The 22906-nt window shown below is 59.3% G+C and carries 19 protein-coding genes; 11 read left to right on the top strand and 8 right to left on the bottom strand.

Annotated elements, in window-relative coordinates; all coding sequences use genetic code 11:
* Nucleotides 1-9: 9 nt before the first annotated feature.
* The gene (locus AC1RMX_RS21690) at nucleotides 10-1503 is read right to left on the bottom strand and encodes an aldehyde dehydrogenase (protein ID WP_493072978.1); all 1494 of its coding nucleotides are present in this window, start codon (nucleotides 1501-1503) and stop codon (nucleotides 10-12) included.
* A 238-nt stretch (nucleotides 1504-1741) separates the two neighbouring features.
* Here AC1RMX_RS21690 and AC1RMX_RS21685 point away from each other — a divergent pair, with 238 nt between their 5' ends.
* From AC1RMX_RS21685 to AC1RMX_RS21675, 3 genes are all read left to right on the top strand, one after another.
* Nucleotides 1742-2656, top strand: coding sequence for a LysR family transcriptional regulator (locus AC1RMX_RS21685; protein ID WP_493072977.1), 915 nt, complete (start codon nucleotides 1742-1744; stop codon nucleotides 2654-2656).
* Between the two features lie 638 nt (nucleotides 2657-3294).
* Nucleotides 3295-4248, top strand: a complete 954-nt coding sequence (locus AC1RMX_RS21680; protein ID WP_493072976.1) for a reverse transcriptase domain-containing protein — start codon at nucleotides 3295-3297, stop codon at nucleotides 4246-4248.
* Nucleotides 4245-5594, top strand: coding sequence for an AAA family ATPase (locus AC1RMX_RS21675; protein ID WP_493072975.1), 1350 nt, complete (start codon nucleotides 4245-4247; stop codon nucleotides 5592-5594). Before AC1RMX_RS21680 ends, AC1RMX_RS21675 begins: the two co-directional genes overlap by 4 nt.
* A gap of 229 nt (nucleotides 5595-5823) precedes the next feature.
* Here AC1RMX_RS21675 and hrpB read toward each other — a convergent pair whose 3' ends face one another.
* Nucleotides 5824-8340: an ATP-dependent helicase HrpB gene (hrpB, locus tag AC1RMX_RS21670; RefSeq protein ID WP_493072973.1), complete on the bottom strand. Its 2517-nt coding sequence runs from the start codon at nucleotides 8338-8340 to the stop codon at nucleotides 5824-5826.
* A 361-nt stretch (nucleotides 8341-8701) separates the two neighbouring features.
* On the opposite strand from hrpB, the gene AC1RMX_RS21665 reads away from it, so the two are divergent.
* Nucleotides 8702-9121 carry a polyribonucleotide nucleotidyltransferase gene (locus tag AC1RMX_RS21665; protein WP_096820807.1) on the top strand — a complete coding sequence of 140 codons (420 nt, stop codon included), beginning with the start codon at nucleotides 8702-8704 and terminating at the stop codon, nucleotides 9119-9121.
* A gap of 15 nt (nucleotides 9122-9136) precedes the next feature.
* Nucleotides 9137-10033, top strand: a complete 897-nt coding sequence (locus tag AC1RMX_RS21660; RefSeq protein ID WP_096820806.1) for a cation diffusion facilitator family transporter — start codon at nucleotides 9137-9139, stop codon at nucleotides 10031-10033.
* Here the strand turns inward: AC1RMX_RS21660 and AC1RMX_RS21655 are convergent.
* A complete protein-coding gene (locus AC1RMX_RS21655; protein ID WP_493072970.1) occupies nucleotides 10027-11046 on the bottom strand; it encodes a DUF6515 family protein in 1020 nt (339 codons plus the stop codon). The genes AC1RMX_RS21660 and AC1RMX_RS21655 overlap by 7 nt on opposite strands.
* Nucleotides 11047-11501: 455 nt before the next feature.
* Between AC1RMX_RS21655 and AC1RMX_RS21650 the strand changes: the two genes are divergently transcribed.
* Both AC1RMX_RS21650 and AC1RMX_RS21645 read left to right on the top strand, forming a co-directional pair.
* The gene (locus AC1RMX_RS21650; protein WP_007909658.1) at nucleotides 11502-11981 is read left to right on the top strand and encodes an Lrp/AsnC family transcriptional regulator; all 480 of its coding nucleotides are present in this window, start codon (nucleotides 11502-11504) and stop codon (nucleotides 11979-11981) included.
* Between the two features lie 106 nt (nucleotides 11982-12087).
* Nucleotides 12088-12297: a DUF2788 domain-containing protein gene (locus AC1RMX_RS21645; protein WP_003228500.1), complete on the top strand. Its 210-nt coding sequence runs from the start codon at nucleotides 12088-12090 to the stop codon at nucleotides 12295-12297.
* Here AC1RMX_RS21645 and AC1RMX_RS21640 read toward each other — a convergent pair.
* From AC1RMX_RS21640 to AC1RMX_RS21625, 4 genes are all read right to left on the bottom strand, one after another.
* Nucleotides 12292-12927 carry a pseudouridine synthase gene (locus tag AC1RMX_RS21640; RefSeq protein ID WP_244142413.1) on the bottom strand — a complete coding sequence of 212 codons (636 nt, stop codon included), beginning with the start codon at nucleotides 12925-12927 and terminating at the stop codon, nucleotides 12292-12294. The genes AC1RMX_RS21645 and AC1RMX_RS21640 overlap by 6 nt on opposite strands.
* Before the next feature lie 72 nt (nucleotides 12928-12999).
* Nucleotides 13000-14499 (bottom strand): AMP nucleosidase, encoded by a 1500-nt coding sequence (gene amn, locus AC1RMX_RS21635; protein ID WP_192559068.1) that lies wholly within the window; start codon nucleotides 14497-14499, stop codon nucleotides 13000-13002.
* Between the two features lie 59 nt (nucleotides 14500-14558).
* The gene (locus AC1RMX_RS21630; protein ID WP_096820803.1) at nucleotides 14559-16208 is read right to left on the bottom strand and encodes an acyl-CoA dehydrogenase family protein; all 1650 of its coding nucleotides are present in this window, start codon (nucleotides 16206-16208) and stop codon (nucleotides 14559-14561) included.
* Between the two features lie 95 nt (nucleotides 16209-16303).
* Nucleotides 16304-18652 (bottom strand): hybrid sensor histidine kinase/response regulator, encoded by a 2349-nt coding sequence (locus tag AC1RMX_RS21625; protein WP_493072967.1) that lies wholly within the window; start codon nucleotides 18650-18652, stop codon nucleotides 16304-16306.
* Nucleotides 18653-18956: 304 nt separating this feature from the next.
* Between AC1RMX_RS21625 and AC1RMX_RS21620 the strand changes: the two genes are divergently transcribed.
* The 4 genes from AC1RMX_RS21620 (at nucleotide 18957) to AC1RMX_RS21605 (ending at nucleotide 22477) form a co-directional block, all read left to right on the top strand.
* Nucleotides 18957-19754 carry a hydroxymethylpyrimidine/phosphomethylpyrimidine kinase gene (locus tag AC1RMX_RS21620; RefSeq protein WP_039771996.1) on the top strand — a complete coding sequence of 266 codons (798 nt, stop codon included), beginning with the start codon at nucleotides 18957-18959 and terminating at the stop codon, nucleotides 19752-19754.
* A gap of 18 nt (nucleotides 19755-19772) precedes the next feature.
* Nucleotides 19773-20396: a thiamine phosphate synthase gene (gene thiE, locus AC1RMX_RS21615; protein ID WP_096820800.1), complete on the top strand. Its 624-nt coding sequence runs from the start codon at nucleotides 19773-19775 to the stop codon at nucleotides 20394-20396.
* Nucleotides 20397-20413: 17 nt separating this feature from the next.
* Entirely contained in the window at nucleotides 20414-21697 is a 1284-nt protein-coding gene (gene hemL / locus AC1RMX_RS21610) for a glutamate-1-semialdehyde 2,1-aminomutase (RefSeq protein ID WP_064599654.1), read from the top strand.
* Between the two features lie 225 nt (nucleotides 21698-21922).
* Complete coding sequence (locus AC1RMX_RS21605) at nucleotides 21923-22477, top strand: tetratricopeptide repeat protein (protein WP_096820799.1); 555 nt, start codon at nucleotides 21923-21925, stop codon at nucleotides 22475-22477.
* A gap of 18 nt (nucleotides 22478-22495) precedes the next feature.
* Here AC1RMX_RS21605 and AC1RMX_RS21600 read toward each other — a convergent pair whose 3' ends face one another.
* A complete protein-coding gene (locus AC1RMX_RS21600; protein ID WP_077045543.1) occupies nucleotides 22496-22825 on the bottom strand; it encodes a DUF1820 family protein in 330 nt (109 codons plus the stop codon).
* Nucleotides 22826-22906 lie beyond the last annotated feature (81 nt).

Genomic DNA, 22906 nt, shown 5'->3' with positions numbered 1-22906 from the left:
GAGCGGCTGTCATGAGCGCAGTTGAAACCAGGTGGTTTTCAACTGGGTGTATTTGTCGAACGAGTGCAGCGACAGATCGCGGCCGAAACCGGATTGCTTGCCACCGCCGAACGGCACGGTCACGTCCAGCGCATCGACGCTGTTGACCGACACCGTACCGGCTCGCAATTGCCGCGCCACCCGGTGCGCGCGGTGCAGATCATCGGTCCACAGCGACGCCGCCAGACCGTAGACGCTGTCGTTGGCCAGTTGCAAGGCGTGGGCCTCGTCATCGAACGGCATCACCGCCAGCACCGGGCCGAACACTTCTTCGCGAAACAGGGTCATGTGCGGCTGCACGCCGGTGAAAATCGTCGGCTGAACGAAGTTGTCCGAACCGTTGAAACTCAGTTGCCGACCGCCGCAGACGCGGGTCGCGCCTTCGCGTTCGGCCTGGTGGATGAAGCGCAGAATGCTTTCGGTCTGACGAGTCTCGACAATCGCCCCGGCGGCGCTTGCCGGGTCCAGCGGATCGCCCGGCTGCCAGCGCTCGGCCTGAGCCTTCAGTCGCTCGACGAACTCATCATGAATCGAGCGCTCCACCAGCAATCGCGAGTTGGCCGAGCAGACTTCGCCCTGATTGAAGAAGATCCCGAACGCGGCTTTCTGCGCCGCCAGATCCAGATCCTTGCAGTCGGCGAACACCAGATTGGCGCTCTTGCCGCCGCACTCCAGCCACACCTGCTTGAGGTTCGACTGCGCGGAGTACTGCATGAAATATTTGCCGACCTGCGTCGAGCCGGTGAACACCAGACAATCGACATCCGGGTGCAGACCCAGGGCTTTGCCGGTCTGTTCGCCGAGCCCCGGCAGCACGTTCAGCACACCGGCCGGCAGCCCGGCTTCCAGCGCCAGTTCGGCCAGACGCAATGCGGAAAACGGTGATTGCTCGGCAGGTTTGAGGATCACCGAGTTGCCCGCCGCCAGCGCCGGGGCGAGTTTCCACGCGGCCATGTCCAGCGGGAAGTTCCAAGGCACCACGGCGGCGACCACGCCCAGCGCTTCGCGGGTGATGGTCGCCAGCACATTCGAAGCGCTCGGCGCGACTTGATCGTAGAGTTTGTCGAGGCTTTCGGCGTACCAGCGAAACACCCCGGCGGCGCCCGGCACGTCGATGTTGTAAGCGTCCATCACCGGTTTGCCCATGTTCAGCGAATCGAGCAGCGCCAGCTCTTCGCGATTGGCCAGAATCAGATCCGCCAGACGCAGCAAGACTTGCTTGCGCTCGGTCGGTGAACGCCCGGCCCAGGTGCCGGCCTCGAATACCTGCCGCGCATTGCGCACCGCCGCGTCGACATCTTCTTCACCGCACGCGGCGACGTTTGCCAAAAGCTGGCCGGTGGCCGGGTTGATCGCGGCAAAGGTCTGCCCCGACTGCGCCGCACGCAGTTTGCCGTCGATCACGGCCTGGTACGGATAGCTCAATTCAGCGGCCTTGCGCTGCCAGTCTGCAAGCTCGAACACGGTGGTTGCTCCTTGGACTTTTATTCTTTTGAGAACAGTGCGCAGTGATAGTCGCTCAGGCCCGTGCGAGCTAAAACCAGTAAAAATGTCTTCGCAGACAATAAAAAAGGTAACCAGCCGATAGCCCCCTCGCGCGCGTATGGGGCTATTGTTCAGGGACAAAAAAACCGCCGACAGAACGGAGGCCGGCGGCGTACAAATTGCTTGGATGTGGAATCCGTTCGCTTTGAGGTTCACCGTGGCCGCTTACAACCTGCGTCAGTTGAAATACTTCATCACCACCGTCGAATGCGGCAGCGTCGCCGAAGCCTCGCGCAAGCTGTACATCGCGCAACCGGCGATTTCCACGGCGATCAAGGGGCTGGAAGACAGCTTCGGCGTGCAACTGTTGATCCGCCATCATGCTCAGGGCGTGTCACTGACGCCGAGCGGTGCACGGTTCTTCCGCAAGGCCCAGGAACTGCTGCGCATGGCCAAGGAGTTCGAACAGAACGCCCTCGCCGACAACGACGTGGTGGCCGGGCAGATCGATATCGGCTGTTTCGAAACCGTCGCGCCGCTGTACTTGCCACAACTGATTGCCGGCTTCTCGGCGCTGTATCCGGGGGTGAAAATCCGCATCCGCGACGGCGAACAACAGGAACTGGTGCAAGGCCTGACCTCGGGCACCTTCGACCTCGCGATCCTGTACAAGCACGACCTCGACGCCACCATCGAAACCGAACCCTTGATGCCGGCCCAGCGGCCTTACGCCCTGCTCCCGGCGGATCACCGCTTCGCCCAGCTCAAGCAGGTTTCGCTGCGGGACTTGTGCCTGGAACCGATGATCCTGCTCGACGTGCAACCGAGCCGCACCTACTTCGTCAGCCTGTTCGAAGAGCTCGGCCTGTCACCACGCATCGAGTTCAGCTCGCCGTCGATCGAAATGGTGCGCGGCATGGTCGGCCAGGGTTTCGGCTTCTCGATCCTGGTCACCCGCCCGCACTCGGAATGCACCTACGACGGCAAGAAAGTCGTGTGCGTCGACATCGTCGAAGACGTCACCGGCTCAGGGCTGGTAGCGGCGTGGCTCAAGCGCGGACAGCTGACCAAACCGGCGCAGTTGTTTGCCGATTATTGCCGGGAACAACTGACCGCCAAGGCCTGTCGCTGAACCTCACGTACCGCGCGGTTTGGCCCGGGCGGTGGCTTCGGCCACCAGCGGGTCATCCGACTAGCCAATTCCTTTCGGGCATAGAATGCCTAAAAGGTCCACCATTGATATACAAGCCGATGCTGACAGACAAAAACTAATCTGTGCGTTTTTCACAAAAAGCTTTCAATTCAATAATAGAAACGAAATAGCTGACAGAGACTGCCAAAGACGCACCCACTTAAAAGACGAAAAAACGATTATCGCCAGCTAAATCAGATAGATAGGTAATTTCCTCAATTACACCTCCGTGGTTGTCTTTTTTGCACCAAAGCCTTACCATGTATCTATGTCAGTGACTAGGGGTATCTCCAGTCGATAAGCTGACCTCTAGAGGTCTTGATCCATGTTACATTTGTATGGCCTCCCTCCTCAGTTTCCATTAGAGCAGGGGGTCCATGCAGATTGTAAAACCCTTCGCACCGCCCTCCCTCCTTTTAAAATTAACTATCTTTACGCTGACATCAAATATAGATTAATCAGCTCATCAGCAAAAATATTACTTACCAAAAATAAGCATCGATTTCCTTGCGGGAAACACGAATCTAATCTTGGCAGCATTACATCTGTTGCAATGTACTCACACCAGAGACTGACAAATGGTTAATAGAGACTTTAAATCTGCATTTGAAGCTATGTACCATGGAAAACATGACTTCGACGATTTTAGTTCTGGGGACATTTCCGAAAAATTTAAAAAGTTAGACCTTAACAACAAAGACGTATATGCTGTCGACCCAACTCTGAAAACATATCATAAATTCCTAAACTTATTTGTATTCCAGTGGCTCGCCTTCAATGAACGCTGCGTTTATTCTTACAGAAAAGGAATGAACGTAGCAGAAGCAGTGAAAAAACATGCTAGCAGCAAGCACTTCTACCAAACTGACTTGAAGAATTTTTTTGGAAGTATTCGCAGCGAAACTGTCCAGTCCTGCATATTTAACAGCTTGGACAGAATACCCATAAGCGACACGACTGCGTATATTGATAGAATAGTTGAGCTTTGCACTGTATCCAACAGACTACCTGTTGGTTTTTCTACCTCTCCGCTGATTAGTAATGCTTGCCTCCTGCCCTTCGACAATGCTGTAGAGCAATACTGCAAAGAAAATAACTTTATTTACACACGCTATTCGGATGACATTATAATCTCCGGTAGTGAAAAAAAACTGTATGGAACTGGCGATATCATAGAAGCCATTCTTTATCAGAATTTCAATGACAACCTATCTATCAACCCTTCAAAAACAAAATACAGCTCCGCAGGCAATAAACTTAAAATACTTGGAATGATGATCTTGCCAAATGGCACTATCACAATTGACTCAAAGCTAAAAAGTGATATCGAAGTGCTTTTGCACTTCTTCACAAAAGACAAACAAAAATTTTTAGATAAAATTGATACAGATAGCCCAACCGCGCTAGCGAAGGTTTCTGGCTACTTAAACTACATCAACACAACAGATCAGTTTTATCTCAACAAACTTCGAAAAAAATATGGTGCTTCCGTCGTCGATATGTTTGTCCGCGGATCGGTGAAGTCCCTATGAAAATCGATATCGAAATCCATAACATCCAGCATGTCTTGAGTTTACATTTCGGTATTGACCTAAGCCTTAACAAGCTAACGTGTCTAATAGGAAAAAACGGCATAGGAAAAACAACATTAATCAAAGCCATTCAAAATTTAAGATTTGCTGACACCTTCGCTCAAACATCACAACCTGGGATATTTCGGCCCGACAGCGCTATAAAATATCGAGTTAACGATACCCCATTTACATTTACCTATGACTCGGACATTCGTAGTTTAAACTCAAAAGATGTTATTCCCGAAACTATAAAAAACAATATTGATGTAGAGCTACCAATGCCCTACGGACAGCGATTTAGCTTTTTTCAGACGCTGACTAAAGCTGACCCAGACATCCGAAGCAATATTGTAATGGGAACACACGAAGTCCCCACAGAGCTAATCGACTTCCTAAACTACATCTACCTAACCACAAAATTTAACAACCTGGTACAGATAAAAGTAAAACGCAACGAATACTATTGCATCCTCCTAGAGGAAAGCCGGTATATACGCGAAGATTACTTGAGCTCTGGAGAATACTTATTAATCAGCGTCTACAGAAAAATCAAAAACCGCTGCAAACTTATCGTAATTGACGAAATCGACATCTCACTTGATGCTGCAGCTCAAACCAGACTAGCAAAACGGCTTAGGTTATTTTGCGAAAAATATAATGTGAATATTTTATTTACAACACACTCTCTGGCCTTAATGAAAACACTTGAGGATCATGAGATTTTTTATTTGCTTGACAGCCCTACTGGTGTCCGCCCGATCCCCGCTTCGTATAGTTATGTAAAAAGCGTCCTTTTCGGATTCAAAGGATGGGATCGATATATCCTCACAGAAGACAACTTGCTTCAGAAGCTTTTAGAGCACTTACTAAAAAAACACCACCCTGAAACACACTTTCAATATAAAATAATTTACATTGGAGGCGGGAGTGGCGTTGTAGACTTAATGAGTAGAAATGCAAAAGAAGAATTTTTCTCAGACAAGAAAAATGTAATCTCCATCTTGGATGGAGATCAAGCACAATTAAAACATGTAAAAAACTACAGCAATGTACATTGCATACCATTTGAAAGTGTCGAAAAACAACTACACGCAGACTACTATAGCGGGTCCGCGCTATTGAAAGAAGCCTTCGGAAAAATAGAACAACTCGACAATAAAAAATTCTACAAGCATATCCTACAAAACAACTTAATGTCCGAAGCGCAAGTAATCGAATACCTCTGCACTACATATGAAAATAAAACAGCAGAATTCATGAAAATATTCGACAATTTCCTTTATTTACCTAATCCCTCTACTTGAGCAACCAGCAAGTAGTACGCTTTGCATAATAAATATCAAAGTGCTTGGTAAAAAACCTGTGACTCGGCAAGTGAAAATGCGCTAAGAGAGATTGAGTCGTGAAAGTAGCAAACGATTGCGCCTGGAACCCCAGCGGCACGGCCCGAAAAAAATAGCCAACTTCTGGAATAACCTGCGCAATTCTTATACACGAGCATCTAAACGCCTTAGATAGGCAGAAAAACCTAACTCATTTGCGAGGTTTGGTGCGCGCAGTGGCTTCGGCCACCAGTGGGTCATCCGGCCAGTAATGCTTCGGATACCGCCCCTTCAAATCCTTCTTCACTTCCGCATAGGTGCTACGCCAGAAGTTGGCCAGATCCTGCGTGACCTGCACCGGCCGCCGCGCGGGCGATAGCAGGTGCAGCTTGACCACCTGCCGCCCGCCGGCGATGCGCGGTGTGTCGGCGAGGCCGAACAACTCCTGCAAACGCACGGCGAGAATCGGTGGTTGCTCGCTGTAGTCGAGGCGAATCGACGAGCCCGACGGCACGCTCAGGTGATGCGGTGCCTGGTCGTCAAGTTGCTGCGGCAGCGGCCATGGCAGCAGATTACGGACGATGCTCGACAGGTCGAGGTTGGCGAAATGGCTGAGCCGCGAGACCTTGCCCAGATAAGGCATCAGCCAGTCTTCAAGGGTTTTCAGTAGTGTGGCGTCGCTGACATCCGGCCATTGGCTGTCGCCCTTGGTGTCCAGATCGAGCTGACGCAGCAACGCGACTCGCGCCTGCCATTGGCGCAGCTCCGGGGTCCACGGCAGCAGTTCAAGACCCTTGCGCCGTACCAGATTGACCAGCGCCTGACTGCGGGCGTTTTCGTCGAGACCGGTCAGCGGCTCGCGGCTGAGGATCAGTTCGCCAACCTTGCGCTGACGCTCGGCGCGCAGCACGCCTTCGCGTTCGTCCCAGTCCAGTTGATCGACGTTGTGCACCTGCTCGGCCAGCACCGAATCGAACAGCGCCGGATCGAAATCCGCCGCCAGATAAATCCGTTCCTCACGCTGGCCCTGACGGCTGCCGAGGTCGGCGATGACGATCCACGGTTCCTTCATCAGGCTGTCGGCTTCGGCGAACAGCGCCGCGCGGCCGTTGGCCAGACGATATTCGGCACCACCGGCGCGCCGCTGCTGGGCGACGCGATCCGGGTAGGCCAGCGCCAGCAAGGCGCCGAGCCAGCGCGGATGATCCGGGTCGGCGACCGGTTCACTCGCCTTACCGCGCAGATAACCACGATATTGCCGCGCCAGTTGCCGGGCGCGCTGCACGCCGCCCTGAGCACCGCGCGCCGCACGTTCTTCGCCGGACAGCAGCACCAGACGACTGTGCAGATCGGCCCCCGCGCCACGCAAAATGTCCCGCTCACCAAGCAACGCGGCGACATCACAAGCCATGCTCGCCAGACCCAACGCCTGACCGCGCAACAGCAAATGAGCGATTCGCGGATGGGCCGGCAATTCAGCCATGGCCTGACCGTGACGGTTGAGAGCTTCGCCGTCCAGCGCACCGAGGCGCTGCAACAGATCCTGCGCCTGTGCATAAGCGGCCGCTGGCGGTACGTCCAGCCAGATCAGATCACTCGGCGCCACGCCCCAACGCCCGAGTTGCAAAGCGAGACCGGCGAGATCCGCCGAAAGAATTTCCGCACTGCCATAAGCCGCCAGTTGCTCATGCTGATCCTGCGACCACAGGCGATAACACACGCCCGGTTCCAGACGCCCGGCCCGGCCCGCGCGCTGAGTGGCGCTGGCCCTGGAGATGCGTTGGGTGTCGAGGCGGGTCATGCCGCTGCCCGGATCGAAACGCGGCACTCGCGCCAGCCCGGCGTCGATCACCACGCGCACACCGTTGATGGTCAGGCTGGTCTCGGCGATGTTGGTGGCCAGCACCACTTTGCGCTGGCCGGCCGGGGCCGGGTCGATGGCGGCACGCTGGGCGTTCAGGTCGAGTTCGCCGTGCAGCGGGCAGAGCAACACGTCGCTGCGCTCACCGATGGCGTCCGCCAATTGCTGATGAACACGCCGGATTTCCGCCTGCCCCGGCAGGAACACCAACAGGCTGCCGGTTTCGTCGTGCAGGGCTTCGAGCACCGTTTGCGTGACGCGTTGATCGATGTATTCGCCGGGCTGGAACGGCCGGCCCCAGCGCATCGTCACCGGGAACATCCGGCCCTCGCTGCGCAGGATCGGCGCGTCGTCGAGCAACCCGGCCAGACGCTCGCCTTCGAGGGTGGCGGACATCAGCAAAATCTTCAGCGGTTGTTCAGCTCGAAACAGTTCGCGACCGTTCAGACTGAGCGCCAGCGCCAGATCGGCGTCGAGACTGCGTTCGTGAAATTCGTCAAAGATCAGCAGGCCCACGCCGTCCAGCGCCGGGTCGTCCTGCAAACGCCGGGTGAGAATGCCTTCGGTGACCACTTCGATGCGCGTATTGGGGTCGACCTTGCTGTCGAGACGGATGCGATAACCGACGGTTTCACCGACCTTCTCGCCCAGCTCGCTGGCCAGCCGTTCTGCGGCTGCGCGCGCGGCCAACCGACGGGGTTCGAGCATGAGAATGGTCTGCCCGTTCAACCACGCTTCATCGAGCAGGGCCAAGGGCACGCGGGTGGTTTTACCAGCGCCGGGCGGTGCTTCGAGCACGGCTTCGTGGCGTGTCGCGAGGGCTTCACGCAGGGCGGGTAAAACTTCATCGATTGGCAACGAATTCATACTGGCTCCCCAGGGCGTGCCCACAGTAAATTGCGAGTCGCGTTAAAGCTGTGAGCGTGCCAGGCAAGGCGCGGGACGCAGGTAAGGGTCGTTTCCTTACCAAGTCCCGCAACGCAGCATGGCGCGCTCACAGCTTTAGCCCGGAGGGCCGAACCCCGGAAGGATTCGGTAGCCATCACGCGATATGGATCTGGAGAAAACAACTTCAATCCTCAACGTATTTCGATAGGGGTGAGACGGGGCCGCAATTTACTGTGGGCATGCCCTGCCGGGCCGAGTATAACGGCGAACTGCTGAGCGTTCGTCAGGGTCTTAACTTCACACGATGACGCTTCGTTAATAGATGACTCAGGAGATTCCCATGCGCTTACCTTTTCGCCTGATCGGCGGTGTACTGGTTGCCACCCTGCTCACTCAGATCACCGCGTGCGGTTCGATTTTCTATCCCGACCGGCGCGGCCAGATCGACGGCAAGATCGACCCGGCGATTGCCGTGCTCGATGCCGTGGGCCTGCTGTTCTACATCATTCCCGGCCTGATCGCGTTTGCCGTGGACTTCACCACCGGCGCGATCTATTTCGAACCGGGCCACACGGCGCAGGTCGATCCGGCCAAGCTCAAGCAAGCCATCGGCGCGGACGGCCAGGTCGATAACCTCAAGTTGCAGGCTATTCTCGAAACAGAACTGGGCCGCAACCTGCCTCTGGATGACCCACGGCTGATCCAGCACAAGGGCAGCACCCAGCAACTGGCGATGTTCGGCCTGCAACCTGCCGCATAAGGAATCAATGCACCCATGACCTCCAGCCCCGAACACGCCCGCCTGCTAAGGCTGGCGACCCGCGCCTCGGTGGCGGTGGCCTGTACGCTGATCATCGCCAAAGCCATCGCCTGGTGGCTGAGCGGTTCGGTGAGCATGCTCGCCGGCCTCACCGACTCGGCCCTCGATGGCGTCACCTCGTTGCTCAATCTGCTGGCGGTGCATTACGCGCTGCGGCCGGCGGATGACGATCACCGTTATGGTCACGGCAAGGCCGAGTCCCTGGCGGGCATGGCACAGGCGCTGTTCATTGGCGGCAGTGCGGTGCTGATCGCGTTTCAGGCTTATGAGCGCTTGAACAATCCGGAGCCGCTCGGCGCGCCTTGGCTGAGCATCGGGGTGATCGTGTTTTCCCTGCTGCTGACGGCGGCGCTGTTGATGCTGCAGCACCGGGTGATCAAGCAGACCGGCTCCAATGCGGTGCGGGCGGACTCGCTGCATTACCGTTCGGACATGTTGCTCAACGGCAGCATTCTGATCGCGCTGGTGTTGGCCGGATTGGGTTTCGCTCAACTGGATGCGTGGTTCGGCCTGGGGATTGCGGCGTACATTCTGTGGAGCGCGATCCAGATCGCCCGGGAAAGTTTTTCGGTGCTGATGGATGAAGAACTGCCGGTGGATGTCAGTCAGCACATGCTCGAACTGGCGTGCGGTGTACCAGGTGTTTTGGGCGCGCATGATCTGCGCACACGAATTTCCGGCAATCACTGGTTCGTGCAGTTGCACCTGGAATTGCCGGGGGATCTGACGCTGTCAGTCGCCCATGGCATCAGCGACCAGGCGGCGGATGCGATTCATGCCGCCTACCCACGGGCCGAAGTGCTGGTGCACGCCGACCCGCAGGAAGTGGTCAAGGCCGCCAGGGCTCAGTAACTGACCTGATAACCGCGACTGCTCAGGCAATTGCCCTGGGCCTGGCGGTAGGCCTGCACCACTTCGGGTGCGGGCTGGTAGGTCGCGGTGCGCGGATCGAAACCGCTTTGCTGCACCGCGTACTGATAGCACTGGTAGCCATCCTGCTGGACCTGCTCCGGCGACTGACCGTTGGCGGGATACGCTTCGACGTCATAGCCGTTGCTCGCCGGTTGCGGAGGTTGCTGCACCGGTGGCTCGACCACCACGTAATCCTGCGTCGCTTCTTGGTAGGCGTAGTACGAGCCTGCCGCCAGGAACAACAGCGAACCGCCGATCCACACTTCACGCGCGTAATCCGGCAGGTACTGGATACGGATTCCCCGTGGCGGCTGAACCACGATGTAGCGCGGGCCTTGCGGGCGATACCAGTAGCCGCCGGAGTAGAAGTAATCCTGGCCACGATATGGCACGCGGAGGTCACGATCCGGGAAACGCTCGATCACATGGCCCGGCCGGTATTGCGGGCCGGGGCCCCAGCCGTTGCCATGCCCGTCCGGACGACCCGGCCAACGGTTGTCGTTGGGACGATTGCCGGTCTGCCAGTTCTGGTGGTAGCCATTCTGCGGACGCTCATCACGGTAGTAACCCTGACGCGGCTCCTGAGTCTGGCGCACGGTGTCGGGGCGTGGCTGGATCGGCAAGCTGTTGGCCGGCAGTTGTGGCGGCGGTGGCGGTTGGCGAACCGGATTGGGATTGTAGGCCGGACGGTTCTGGTCGTGGTTCTGCCACTGGCCGTTGTTGTGCTGCTCGCCGTTGTGCTCGAACTGACGGCTGTTGTCGCCGCGAATGATTTCGTTGTTCTGCGGGCGCGGCTGATTGTTGCCGCCGTGGCCCTGATTGTTTTCCTGATGTTCCCGCTCGCGTCCGCCATTTTCAGGGCCGCGATTCTGCGGCTCATCGGCCAGCGCTTGCGCACAGACACTCACACACAGCACACCAACACTGGCCAGACGCCAGATACGCGACTTCATGAAATTCCTCACTGCGGGCTGAACCCTGTAATTAAGAAGGGCTTGTAGCTAAGACCGGGGATGGGCGCACCGGGTTCTGCTACAGGTTATCAGTCACGCCATTTATTTATTGAGCGAGCGAGGCCAAATTGCGGGCAAGAAAAAAGGGAGACCCGTCGGCCTCCCTTTTAGAGAACTTCGTCCTGGCTCGACGCTTTTGACGTCGGCTCACCTCACGCCGTCTTCTGGACAGTGTGCAGCTCGGGGGCCGGCACAACCCCGGTGGGGGTGGCGGCCGCGGCAGGCCGGATAGGGCGGGCCGCGTGGACAGTGTTACCGAGCAGTGATTCTGGTGATAAGAATAGGCCGGAGGCTGCGACAGATGATTGCGAAGATTGCTCAAATAAACATCACTTGCGCAATTTTTAACCCTGGATAGATAATCCGCCGCAATAGTTAGGACAAAGGACCGATTGATGAGCAAACTCGACCGTTACGACCTCAGCATTTTGGCGGAATTGCAGCGCGACGCCCGCATCTCCAACCAGGAACTGGCCGAGCGCATCGGTCTGTCGCCCTCCCCGTGCTCGCGCCGGGTCAAGCAACTGGAAGACGACGGCTACATCTCCCGTCAGGTGGCCCTGCTCGATCGCAAGATGCTCGGCCTGAGCCTGACCGCCTACGTGCTGATCGGCATGGACCGGCACACGCCGGAGCGTTTCGAGAACTTCGAAGCAGCGATCCGCACCTTGCCGCAAGTGCTGGAATGCAGCCTGGTCACCGGGGTGGATGCCGACTATCAGTTGAAAGTGGTGGTGCCGGACATGGATCACTATCAGAAGCTGCTGCTGGGGCACCTGACCCGCATTGAAGGCGTGACCAGCGTGCGCTCGAGCTTTGTGCTCAATCAGGTGCTCAACAGCACCGAACTGCCGCTGACTCACTTGCGTAGCTGAAATCGACGAATGACTGCGGCACACCGACGCAGGTCAATGCTGCGTCGTTCGCCGCTGGCGTATACTCCCGGCCGCCCTTTCAGCCGCACAGCGCCGGAGATGCCCGATGGATCCAGCAGTATTTGAAGAGTGGATGATGACCGGTCTGGTCAGCATCCTGATCATTTTCATGGGTTTCATCGTCTGGGATCTCGCGAAGAAGTCCAAGGCCGGGCGCTTCGGCTCGTTCATTCTGTTCTTCGTGCTGGGCCTGGGTGTGGCCGCGTTCATCATCAAGAGTGTGGTGATCGGCCTGATCGAATCCGGCGCCTTATAAGCGCGCCGGCACTTCTTTCCACTGCCCCTGATCGAGCCCTTCGATCGTCCAGTCACCAATCCTGACCCGCACCAGTCGCAATGTCGGCAGCCCGACCGCCGCCGTCATCCGCCGCACCTGACGGTTGCGTCCCTCGCGAATCACCAGTTCCAGCCAGGTGGTCGGTACGGTCACGCGAAAGCGTACCGGCGGATTGCGCGGCCACAGCTCAGGCTCCTCCAGTTGCCGCGCCTCAGCGGGCAAGGTCATACCGTCATTCAGTTCGACGCCGTCACGCAGACGCTGCAACTGCTCGGCCGTCGGCACACCTTCGACCTGCACCCAATAGGTTTTCGCAAGCTTGTGCTTCGGGTCGGCGATCCGCGCCTGCAACTGACCGTCGTTGGTCAGCAGCAGCAAACCTTCGCTGTCGCGGTCCAACCGCCCGGCCGGGTAGATGCCCGGAACGTCGATGTAATCCTTGAGCGTCGCCCGCCCTTCGCCGTCGCTGAATTGCGTCAGCACATCGAACGGTTTGTTGAACAGGATCAGCTTCGGCTCGGCCGGTGGTGCCTTGGCGACACGGCGCGGGGCTGAAGAGGATGGCTTCGCGCCGGGGCGGCGGGAAGGTGGACGTGGGGGACGGGACATGGGCAAAACAACATCTGGCGATCTGGGCTGCTAATGCTAGTGCCCAGACCGCCAAATGACCACGACAAACCGTTAGCGGAACGGCGGCTCGTCGAAACTGCGCAGTTTGCGCGAGTGCAGCGAGTTGAGTTCGGTGCGCAGCAGGTCCACCGCTTCGATACCGATCTTCAAGTGCTGGCTGACCGCACGCTCGTAGAACGCGTTGGCCGAACCCGGCAGCTTGATTTCGCTGTGCAGCGGCTTGTCCGACACACACAACAACGTGCCGTACGGCACCCGCAGGCGATAACCCTGGGCGGCGATGGTGCCGCTTTCCATGTCCACGGCCACGGCGCGGGACAGGTTGATCAGCGGTCGTTCCTGGGCCCAGCGCAATTCCCAGTTACGGTCGTCGTAGGTCAGCACGGTGCCGGTGCGCAGGCGTTTCTTCAGGTCGTCGCCCTTCTCGCCGGTGATGTTGGCAGCCGCTTGTTGTAACGCCAATTGCACCTCGGCCAGCGCCGGGATCGGAATGTTCGGCGGCACCACCCGGTCGAGAATCCCGTCGCGACGCATGTAAGCGTGGGCCAATACGTAGTCGCCGATGGTCTGCGACTGACGCAGGCCGCCGCAGTGACCGATCATCAGCCAGCAATGCGGACGCAGCACCGCCAGGTGGTCGGTGATGTTCTTGGCGTTGGACGGGCCGACGCCGATGTTCACCAGGGTCACGCCGTGGCCATCGCTGGCGATCAGGTGATAGGCCGGCATCTGGTAGCGGTGCCAGACCACACCGGCCGCAATGGCCGAGGCTTCGCCGTGGTCCATGCCTTTTTCGATGATCACGTTGCCCGGCAACACCATGCGCACGAAACGCGGGTCGCGGCGCAATTGCTCCAGGCCATGGAGGATGAACTGGTCGACATAGCGGTGGTAGTTGGTCAGCAGGATCCAAGGCTGCACGTGGCGCCAGTCGCTGCCGGTGTAGTGCACCAGGCGACGCAGCGAAAAGTCGACGCGGGCCGCATCGAACAGCGCCAGCGGCAGCGGATCAGTGTTTTCCCAGTCGTAGAGACCGTCGGCGATGCCATCGGTGGCGGCGGACAGGTCGGTACTCGGGAACACCCGCGCCAGCACGGCGGCGGTGACGCCGGAGCCGGCCAGTTCATCGCCCTGCTCGACCACGTACGGGTACGGAATGTTCTGTGCGCTGACCCCGACTTCCACGGTCACCGTGAAGTCGTGCATCAGCGGCACCAGCTGTTCCAGCAGGTATTTGCGAAACGCCGCCGGGTGGGTGACGGTCACGCTGTAGGTGCCCGGCAACTGCACCTTGGCGTAAGCGCGGGTGGTTTGCGGGACTTCGCCCTGGCAGTGGTAGGTCAGACGCAGTTCGGGATAACGGAACAGGGCACGTTGCTCGGCGTCGGGCTCGACGCGATCCTTGAGATAACGCTTGAGCGCCGAGTTCAGCGCCGTGGTGGCCCGCTCATGCAGCTCGGCCAGGCGATCCACGGCTTGTTCGGCGGTTTGAACGACAATAAACGCTTCGGTCACGATCAGCTTCCTGTGTTCTGACTTGCAGAGCTTCATCTTGCCTGCATCGTGGCGTCACGGAAACAGTGGCGTAATGGCTTTGTCGCAATCGCCCTTCAGAAACCTTGCGGTGTCGAGCGGGCGACGATGGACTCGACATCCAGCCCACGGGGCAAGGCACCGTAGACCCGGCCGCCACCGCTCAGACGACTGGCGATAAACGCATCGCTGACCGCCGAATTCCCGGCCTCCAGCAACAGCTTCGCTTGCAGCCCCAGGGCAATGTCTTCGGTCAATTGCCGCGCACGGTACTGAATGTCGCCGGTGTCCTTGAACGACGCCTGCAATTGCTGGATATGCGCGGCCAGCCGCTTGTCGCCATGGCCGTCGCCCAGCTCGTTGAACAGCACATCGAGCACGCCCGGCTCCTTCGACAGTGCACGCAACACATCAAGGCACTGCACGTTGCCGGAGCCTTCCCATGTCGAGTTCACCGGCGCTTCGCGGTACAGGCGCGGCAGAATGCTGTCTTCGACATACCCGGCGCCGCCCATGCACTCGGCGGCTTCATTGATCATGGCCGGCGCGCGTTTGCAGATCCAGTATTTGCCCACCGCCGTCACCAGTCGGGCGAACTGCGCTTCGTGGCGATCATTCAGATGATCCAGCGCCTTGCCCATGCGCAAGCTCAGGGCCAGCGCGGCTTCGCTTTCCAGCGCCAGATCGGCCAGCACGTTCTGCATCAGCGGTTGTTCGCTGAGCAATTTGCCGCCGACCTTGCGATGGGCGCAGTGATGACTGGCCTGGGTCAGGGCCTGACGCATCAGCGAACTGGAGCCGACCATGCAATCGAAACGGGTCATGGCCACCATCTCGATGATGGTCGGCACACCGCGCCCCTCCTCGCCGACCATCCACGCCAGCGCGCCACGGAACTCCACTTCGCTGGAGGCGTTGGACTGGTTGCCGAGTTTGTTTTTCAGGCGCTGGATATAGAACTGATTGCGCGTATCGTCCGGGCGATGGCGCGGCAGCAGGAAGCAGGTCAGGCCCTTGTCGGTCTGTGCCAGCGTGAGGAACGCATCGCACATTGGTGCAGAACAGAACCACTTGTGCCCCACTAGTTCATAAGCCTGACCCGGGCCGCTGGCGCCGACCGGATAAGCCTTGGTGGTATTGGCGCGCACGTCGGTGCCGCCCTGTTTCTCGGTCATTGCCATGCCGATGGTGACGCCCGCCTTGTGGGCCATGCCGACATTGCGCGGATCGTATTCGGTGGCGAGGATTTTCGGCAGCCACTGTTCAGCCAGATCCGGCTGCAAACGCAGCGCGGGAACACTGGCGAAGGTCATGGTCAACGGGCAACCGCTGCCGGCCTCGGCCTGGCTATGCAGATAGCTCATGGAGGCGCGGGCAACGTGGGCGCCGTCCTGTGGATGAGCCCAGGGCAACGACGTCAGGCCATGTTCGATGGCGGTGCGCATCAGCTCGTGATACGCCGGATGAAATTCCACCAGATCGATGCGATGACCGTAGCGGTCATGGCTGGCGAACACCGGTTTGTTCTGGTTGGCGAGGAACCCGGCCTCCATCAGCGGCCCGCCGGCCAATGCGCCGTAGGCATCGATCCGCGACTCGGCCCAGCCGGCGCCGAACCGCCGCGACCACTCCTGCAACGGCAGGTCGATGCGGTACAGGTTGGTGCCGTCCAGCGACGGTGGCTGGTTGGTGACTTCGTGGGTTTCGGCGAACTGATGCAGGTTCATGACGGAGCTCCTTGATCGGCCAGAGCTTCAGTTAAGCACCGCCCCCGAACCGATCAAAGTGTCATACCGGCCTAAATGCCGGCGCTTTCACCCTATCAACAACTCAACACCCGCCGTTGCATCGCGACCTGCAAGTCTTCGAATTTCACCGGTTTGCTCAGGTAATCGATCGAACCAGCGGATGCGCAATGCTCTCGATCCGCCCCCAACGCGATCACGAACACCGGCAGGTTGGCGCAGCCCGGCAGGTCATGGATCTGGCAGCACAACGATGCGCCATCAAGCGGTGGCAGCTGGCAATCGATCAGCACCGCATCGAACGCTTCGCGCTGCAAATATTCGAGCGCCGCGGCACCATGGTCGGCAGTGCGCACGCGGAAACCGAGCTTGAGCAGCATGCCGCGCATCACCAACTGATTGACGCTGTTGTCGTCCACCAGCAACACGGTGCAGTCCTGCGGTGCGCGCACGGCATCGCGAACGAGCGTCGGCGCCGCTTCAACCGCCGGCAACTCAAACTCGACATCCAGCTGAAAGCGACTGCCGCGCCCCGGCTCGGAACGGTGCGTGAGCTTGCCGCCGAGCAGTTCCACCAGTTGTCGGCAGATCGCCAGACCGACGCCCAGGCCGCCGTATTCGCGGGTCATCGAACCGTCGAGCTGGAAGAATCGCTGATACATCGTCGCCTCGCCCAGATCGGTGAAGCCGATGCCGGTGTCGATCACTGCAAAGGACAGCGCCAGACGATTGTCTGTCGACGGTTTACCGGTAACCCGTAGTGCGAGGCCACCGACGCGGGTGAACTTGATCGCGTTGTCCAGCAGGCATTCCAGGCATTGCGCGAGCTTGGCGCTGTCGCCCTGCAGACGATCCGGCAGAGTTGGCAGCACGTCGACCTTGAAGTCCAGCGACTTGCTCGAGGCGTTGCCATCGAACTGCACACGCAACGCCTCGACCACGGCGCGCAGGCTGAAACTGCCCGGCGTCGCCTTGAGCTTGCCGGCCTGCAGTTCGGTCAGGGTCAGGATGCCGTTGACCATGCGCATCATGTCCCGCGCCGAACCGGCGGCGGTCTGCTGGTATTGCTCCAGTTCCGGGTCCAGTTCGACGGTCTGCATCAGTTCCAGCGAACCGATCACACCGTTCATCGGCGTGCGCAGTTCGTGGGTCAGGGTCGCGAGGAATTCGTCTTTGAGCTTGTTGCTGTGGGCCAGTTGCTGGTTGAGCACTTCCAGCTTCTGGCCGGCGTCGAACAGGGTCTGCGCCTGTTGCTCGCGCATCGCGTTGATGCGGTCGGCCAGCGCCAGCGACAGCAGCGCCACCTCAATGGCCGAGCCGATCTGGCTGGCGTACATGGTCAGGAACACGTTCGGCAGCAAACCCAGGACCATCATCGTGTTGACGATCCCGCCGAGCAGAAACGCCGACCAGGCGATGATGAAGTAGCGCGCCACTCGCAGGCCGCGCCACCAGGCGAGGATCCCGGCGGCGAAGATCACCACGGTAAAGGTCAGCGCCAGGGTCGTCGCCAGACGCAGGGCCAGGGCATAACTGGTCATCAGCGACAGACCGATTACCAGTGCGCCGAAGGCAATCAGGGCGATCAACAAACGGTCGAGCCAGCGGCTATGGTTCTTGGTCTGCAGGAAACTGCGGGCGAACTGGCTGCCGAACAGTCCCGCGCAACCGATGAAAAACGGCGTGGCGGCGTTGGCCCACCAGGGGTTGTCCGGCCAGAAATACTCGACCGCTGCGCCATTCACCGACAACTGGTACAGACCGAACGAGCCGATATAGAAGATGTAATAGAGGTAACTGGTATCGCGCACGCTGAGGTAGATGAACAGGTTGTAGACCAGCATCCCCAGCAGCACGCCATAAATCAGGCCCAGCACGTACAGGCGCACCGGCTGATCTTCGAGGTACGCGGTGCTCGACCACAACGTCACCGGCGCCTGGATCGAGCCTTCGCTGGACAGTCGCAAATAGACGGTCTGTTGCTGGTCCGGCCGGAACGTAAGGTTGAACAGGTAGTTGTTCTGCCGGATCTCGCGACTGGCGAACGGCAGCGCGTCCCCGGTCTGGCGCACCAGACGATAGTCACCGGCGGCATCGGGCAGATAGAGGTCGAGATGGTCGAGTGGCGGATAGGCCAGCTCCAGCAGCCAGGTACGCTGCGCCGCCGGATTGCTCGGGCGGTAATGCAGGTCGATTTTCAGCCAGAACGCCGAACGCGAGTAACCGGCATTGAGCGTGGCTTTATCGTGGGCCTTGAATTGTCCGGCAGCGGCTTGCGCGCGGACGTCGGCAATGCTCGCCTGACCGCTCGGGTCTTCGAACACTTGCAGGGATCGACCCAGCGGGAGGCTCTGGGTGAACTCGTCGAACTCGACGGCGTTTGCCAGGAGGGGCAAACAGAACAGCAACATCAACAAATAGCGCATTGAAGCCCCAGCGTGGCTTGTCCGGTTGTGTCAGGAAGCCCCCCATTCCCTTTGAGATGACGTAAAACCGGTATTACCTGTTATTGGTTTGGATCCACTCTAGCATAGCCGTTGATGGCCATTGAGCACCATGGAAATTTTTCCGACAAAGGCTCTAGAACGGGCGTTTCAGAGCAAAACACCGAGCTAGAGCTGTTGACTCGGTCAGATTGTGAGAACCCGTGTGGATCCGGATACCGAGGTTATCGGCCGAACGCTGTGCCACAACACCCGAAAAACAGGTTTGGTGGTAAGCTCGCGCACCATGAATATCTACAGCTCCCGCCCCGTTGTCCTCTGTCTCTCCGGCCACGACCCCAGTGGTGGCGCCGGCTTGCAGGCAGATATCGAAGCCCTGCTCGCTCAGGGTTGCCATGCGGCTCCGGCCGTCACCGCCCTGACCGTGCAAGACACCGTCAACGTCACTGACTTTCGCGTCCTCGACCGTGAGTGGGTACTGGCCCAGGCCAATGCCGTGCTCAACGATTCCGAAGTCGCGGCAGTGAAACTGGGCATGCTCGGTTCCCTGGAAATGGTCGACACCGTTGTCGAACTGCTTCAGGCGCACCCGCACTTGCCAGTGGTCTGCGACCCGGTGCTGCGCGCCGGCGGCGGCGGACGCCTGGGCAAGGACGAGGTCGGCTACGCCATGCGCGAACGCCTGCTGCCGCTGTCGATCATCGCCACCCCCAACCTTCCCGAAGCCCGGATCCTCGCCGAACTGCCAGAAGGCACCGCGGACGAGTGCGCTGAAAAACTCCTGCCGTTCATCAAGAACCTGCTGATCACCGGCGGTCACGGCGACGAAACCGAAATCCACAATCGCCTGTACAGCCGCGACGGCCTGCGCGAAACCTTCAAGTGCCAGCGCCTGCCCGGCAGCTACCACGGCTCCGGCTGCACACTGGCCAGTACCCTCGCCGGTCGACTGGCACTGGGCGAAAACCTTGCCAGCGCCGTGCGTACCGCGCTGGATTACACTTGGCGCACCCTGCGCGATGCCGAACAACTGGGCAAAGGCCAGTTCGTGCCGCGTCGTCTGCCGCTGGATTTCTGCTCGTAACGTCGTGAGGTCTGCCTGATGAAACTACGTGGCCTGTACGCCATTACCGACGGTCCGTTGCTGGCCGGCAAGTTCCTGCCGTACGTGGAGGCGGCGCTGGAAGGCGGTGTCACCCTCCTGCAATACCGTGACAAGAGCAGCGACGAAGCCCGGCGCTTGCGTGAGGCCGAAGCCCTGCGCGATCTGTGCGAACGCTACAAGACCCAGTTGATCATCAACGATGACGCCGAACTGGCCGCACGCCTGAACGTCGGTGTGCACCTGGGCCAGACCGACGGTCCGTTGTCACCGACCCGCGCCCTGCTCGGCTCCAAGGCAATCATCGGTTCGACCTGCCACGCGCAGCTTGAACTGGCCGAACAGGCCGCCAAAGAAGGCGCGAGTTACGTCGCCTTCGGCCGCTTCTTCAACTCCAACACCAAACCCGGTGCGCCGACCTGCAGCCTCGATCTGCTCGATCAGGCCCGCCAGACGCTGCACCTGCCGATTTGCGCGATTGGCGGCATCACCCTCGACAACGCCGCGCCGCTGGTGGCCCACGGTGTCGATCTGCTGGCCGTGGTCCATGGCCTGTTCGGCGCTGACAGCACCGCCGAAGTGACCCGCCGCGCCCGTGCATTCAACGAATTGTTCAAATCCTGATTTTTGAGAGCCCGATCATGTCTCGTTCCGAAACCCTGTTTGCCAACGCCCAGAAACACATTCCTGGTGGCGTGAACTCGCCGGTTCGCGCGTTCAAGAGCGTCGGCGGCACGCCGCTGTTCTTCAAGCACGCCGAAGGCGCCTACGTCACCGACGAAGACGACAAGCGTTATGTGGATTACGTCGGCTCTTGGGGCCCGATGATCCTCGGCCACAGCCACCCGGACGTGCTGGACGCCGTGCGTAACCAACTGCAACACGGCCTGTCCTACGGCGCGCCGACCGCGATGGAAACCGAGATGGCCGACCTGGTCTGCTCGCTGGTGCCGTCGATGGAGATGGTGCGCATGGTCAGCTCCGGCACCGAAGCGACCATGAGCGCGATCCGTCTGGCCCGTGGCTTCACCGGCCGCGACAGCATCATCAAGTTTGAAGGCTGCTACCACGGTCACTCCGACAGCCTGCTGGTCAAGGCCGGTTCCGGCGCACTGACCCAAGGCGTACCAAGCTCGGCCGGCGTACCGGCCGCGTTCGCCAAACACACCCTGACCCTGCCGTTCAACGACATCGACGCCGTTGAAAAAATGCTCGCCGAAGTCGGCCAGGACGTCGCCTGCATCATCGTCGAGCCAGTGGCCGGCAACATGAACTGCGTGCCGCCGGCGCCGGGTTTTCTCGAAGGCCTGCGCAGCCTGTGCGACAAGCACGGCGTGGTACTGATTTTCGACGAAGTGATGACCGGTTTCCGCGTGGCCCTCGGCGGCGCCCAGGCTTACTACGGTGTGACCCCGGACCTGACCACCTTCGGCAAGATCATCGGTGGCGGCATGCCGGTCGGCTGCTTCGGCGGCAAGCGTTCGATCATGGAGCGCATCGCACCACTGGGCCCGGTCTATCAGGCGGGCACCTTGTCGGGTAACCCGCTGGCGATGGCCGCCGGCCTGACCACCCTGCGCCTGATCAGCCGTCCAGGCTTCCACGCCGAACTGACCGATTACACCACTCGCCTGCTCGACGGCCTGCAACAGCGCGCTGACGCCGCGGGCATTCCGTTCGTGACCACTCAGGCTGGCGGCATGTTCGGTCTGTACTTCAGCGGCGCTGACGACATTGTTACTTTCGAAGACGTGATGGCCAGCGATGCAGCGCTGTTCGGTCGATTCTTCCACCTGATGCTGGAAGGTGGCGTGTACCTGGCACCGAGCGCGTTCGAAGCCGGTTTCACCTCGATCGCCCACGGCGAAGCCGAGCTGAAACTGACCCTCGACGCTGCCGAGCGCGCGTTCGCCAAACTGAAGTAATGGCTTGATCGCTGACGTTGGCCATTGCCAGCGTCAGCTTTCACCTACATTCCAGCGCTTTCTCCGACGCTTCTGCCAAAAACATCCCGCAAACCGGGTGATATATTCCCCACACAGCAGAAAATCGAGTAAAGACTTTGTAAGGTTGGCCCTGCTTATTTCATAATGCGCGCTTATTGGATCCCTCGATGGGTCCGCGCGCCCTTCAGAGGTAAGTCGATTCTCATGAACCGCACCGGCCGCACCCTTGCCTTGGGCTGCCTGTTGCTCCTTCAGCCACTGCTCGCACATGCACAAGCAGGCGGCAACTCGTTGTTGATCCCGGCGATGGGTCGTTGCACCCTCAATACTCAGCCGCAAGATGTCACGCAGGCCCTCGCCGCCTGCCAAAAGGCATCGGATGAGGGGGATGCGCAAGCGCAATACGAGTTGGGTGAGTTCTACTACGACGGCAAGAATGCGCCGCGCGACCTCAATCAAGCCCTGAGCTATTTCGAAAAGGCCTCGCTGCAAGGCCACGCCCAGGCGCAATTCAAGCTCGGCACCATGTTCTTCCACGGTGAAGGCGTGCAGGCCAACAACATTCAGGCGTACATCGTGCTGAAGATGGCCGCGGTCAACGGCGCCGAAGATGCCCTGGACACCGCCGACGAAGTCGCCGAGAAAATGCCCCGCGAAGACCTGGAAACCGCCACCCAGGTGCTCGGGCAAATTTTCCGTAAATACCTGATGGAACTGCAGAGCGCTGACGGCCGTACGCCGTTCTCGCCGCTTCCGTAGTCCCTTCTCCCGCCCCGCTTACTTCTCGGGCATCGGCACCGGAAACGGCATCACATTGCCGACCGCACCGCGAGCTTCGCTGATTTTCGGCGTACCGAGACGTTCCACTTCGTCGATGCGCACGATCGAATGCATCGGCACAAAGCTGCGCACCACGCCTTCGAACTGTGCCTTGAGCTTCTCTTCGCTCGGATCGACGACGACCTGGGTGCGCTCGCCAAAGACGAACTCTTCCACTTCCAGGAAGCCCCACAGATCACTTTGATAGATCTGCTTGGCGTACATTTCGAACACCTGGCCCTGGTTGAGGAATATCACCTTGTAGATTGGAGCTTCGCGTTTGGTCATGGCGGGCGGACAACACATCGGGGTAAAAATGAGGGCGCGAACTATAGCATAGCCACCGGACGCGCAACGGTAGGAACCTGG

The organism is Pseudomonas sp. GW822-FHT03F04 (assembly GCF_058801405.1).
This window is presented reverse-complemented; position numbering and strand designations above follow the sequence as displayed.

What these genes read in the sequence shown, in the direction of transcription:
- AC1RMX_RS21680 (WP_493072976.1), top strand. Translation starts at nt 3,295, where the DNA reads ATGGTTAATAGAGACTTTAAATCTGCATTTGAAGCTATGTACCATGGA.
- AC1RMX_RS21675 (WP_493072975.1), top strand. Translation starts at nt 4,245, where the DNA reads ATGAAAATCGATATCGAAATCCATAACATCCAGCATGTCTTGAGTTTA.
- hrpB (WP_493072973.1), bottom strand. Translation starts at nt 8,340, where the DNA reads ATGAATTCGTTGCCAATCGATGAAGTTTTACCCGCCCTGCGTGAAGCC.
- AC1RMX_RS21665 (WP_096820807.1), top strand. Translation starts at nt 8,702, where the DNA reads ATGCGCTTACCTTTTCGCCTGATCGGCGGTGTACTGGTTGCCACCCTG.
- AC1RMX_RS21660 (WP_096820806.1), top strand. Translation starts at nt 9,137, where the DNA reads ATGACCTCCAGCCCCGAACACGCCCGCCTGCTAAGGCTGGCGACCCGC.
- AC1RMX_RS21655 (WP_493072970.1), bottom strand. Translation starts at nt 11,046, where the DNA reads ATGAAGTCGCGTATCTGGCGTCTGGCCAGTGTTGGTGTGCTGTGTGTG.
- AC1RMX_RS21650 (WP_007909658.1), top strand. Translation starts at nt 11,502, where the DNA reads ATGAGCAAACTCGACCGTTACGACCTCAGCATTTTGGCGGAATTGCAG.
- AC1RMX_RS21645 (WP_003228500.1), top strand. Translation starts at nt 12,088, where the DNA reads ATGGATCCAGCAGTATTTGAAGAGTGGATGATGACCGGTCTGGTCAGC.
- AC1RMX_RS21640 (WP_244142413.1), bottom strand. Translation starts at nt 12,927, where the DNA reads ATGTCCCGTCCCCCACGTCCACCTTCCCGCCGCCCCGGCGCGAAGCCA.
- amn (WP_192559068.1), bottom strand. Translation starts at nt 14,499, where the DNA reads ATGAAGCTCTGCAAGTCAGAACACAGGAAGCTGATCGTGACCGAAGCG.
- AC1RMX_RS21630 (WP_096820803.1), bottom strand. Translation starts at nt 16,208, where the DNA reads ATGAACCTGCATCAGTTCGCCGAAACCCACGAAGTCACCAACCAGCCA.
- AC1RMX_RS21625 (WP_493072967.1), bottom strand. Translation starts at nt 18,652, where the DNA reads ATGCGCTATTTGTTGATGTTGCTGTTCTGTTTGCCCCTCCTGGCAAAC.
- AC1RMX_RS21620 (WP_039771996.1), top strand. Translation starts at nt 18,957, where the DNA reads ATGAATATCTACAGCTCCCGCCCCGTTGTCCTCTGTCTCTCCGGCCAC.
- thiE (WP_096820800.1), top strand. Translation starts at nt 19,773, where the DNA reads ATGAAACTACGTGGCCTGTACGCCATTACCGACGGTCCGTTGCTGGCC.
- hemL (WP_064599654.1), top strand. Translation starts at nt 20,414, where the DNA reads ATGTCTCGTTCCGAAACCCTGTTTGCCAACGCCCAGAAACACATTCCT.
- AC1RMX_RS21605 (WP_096820799.1), top strand. Translation starts at nt 21,923, where the DNA reads ATGAACCGCACCGGCCGCACCCTTGCCTTGGGCTGCCTGTTGCTCCTT.
- AC1RMX_RS21600 (WP_077045543.1), bottom strand. Translation starts at nt 22,825, where the DNA reads ATGACCAAACGCGAAGCTCCAATCTACAAGGTGATATTCCTCAACCAG.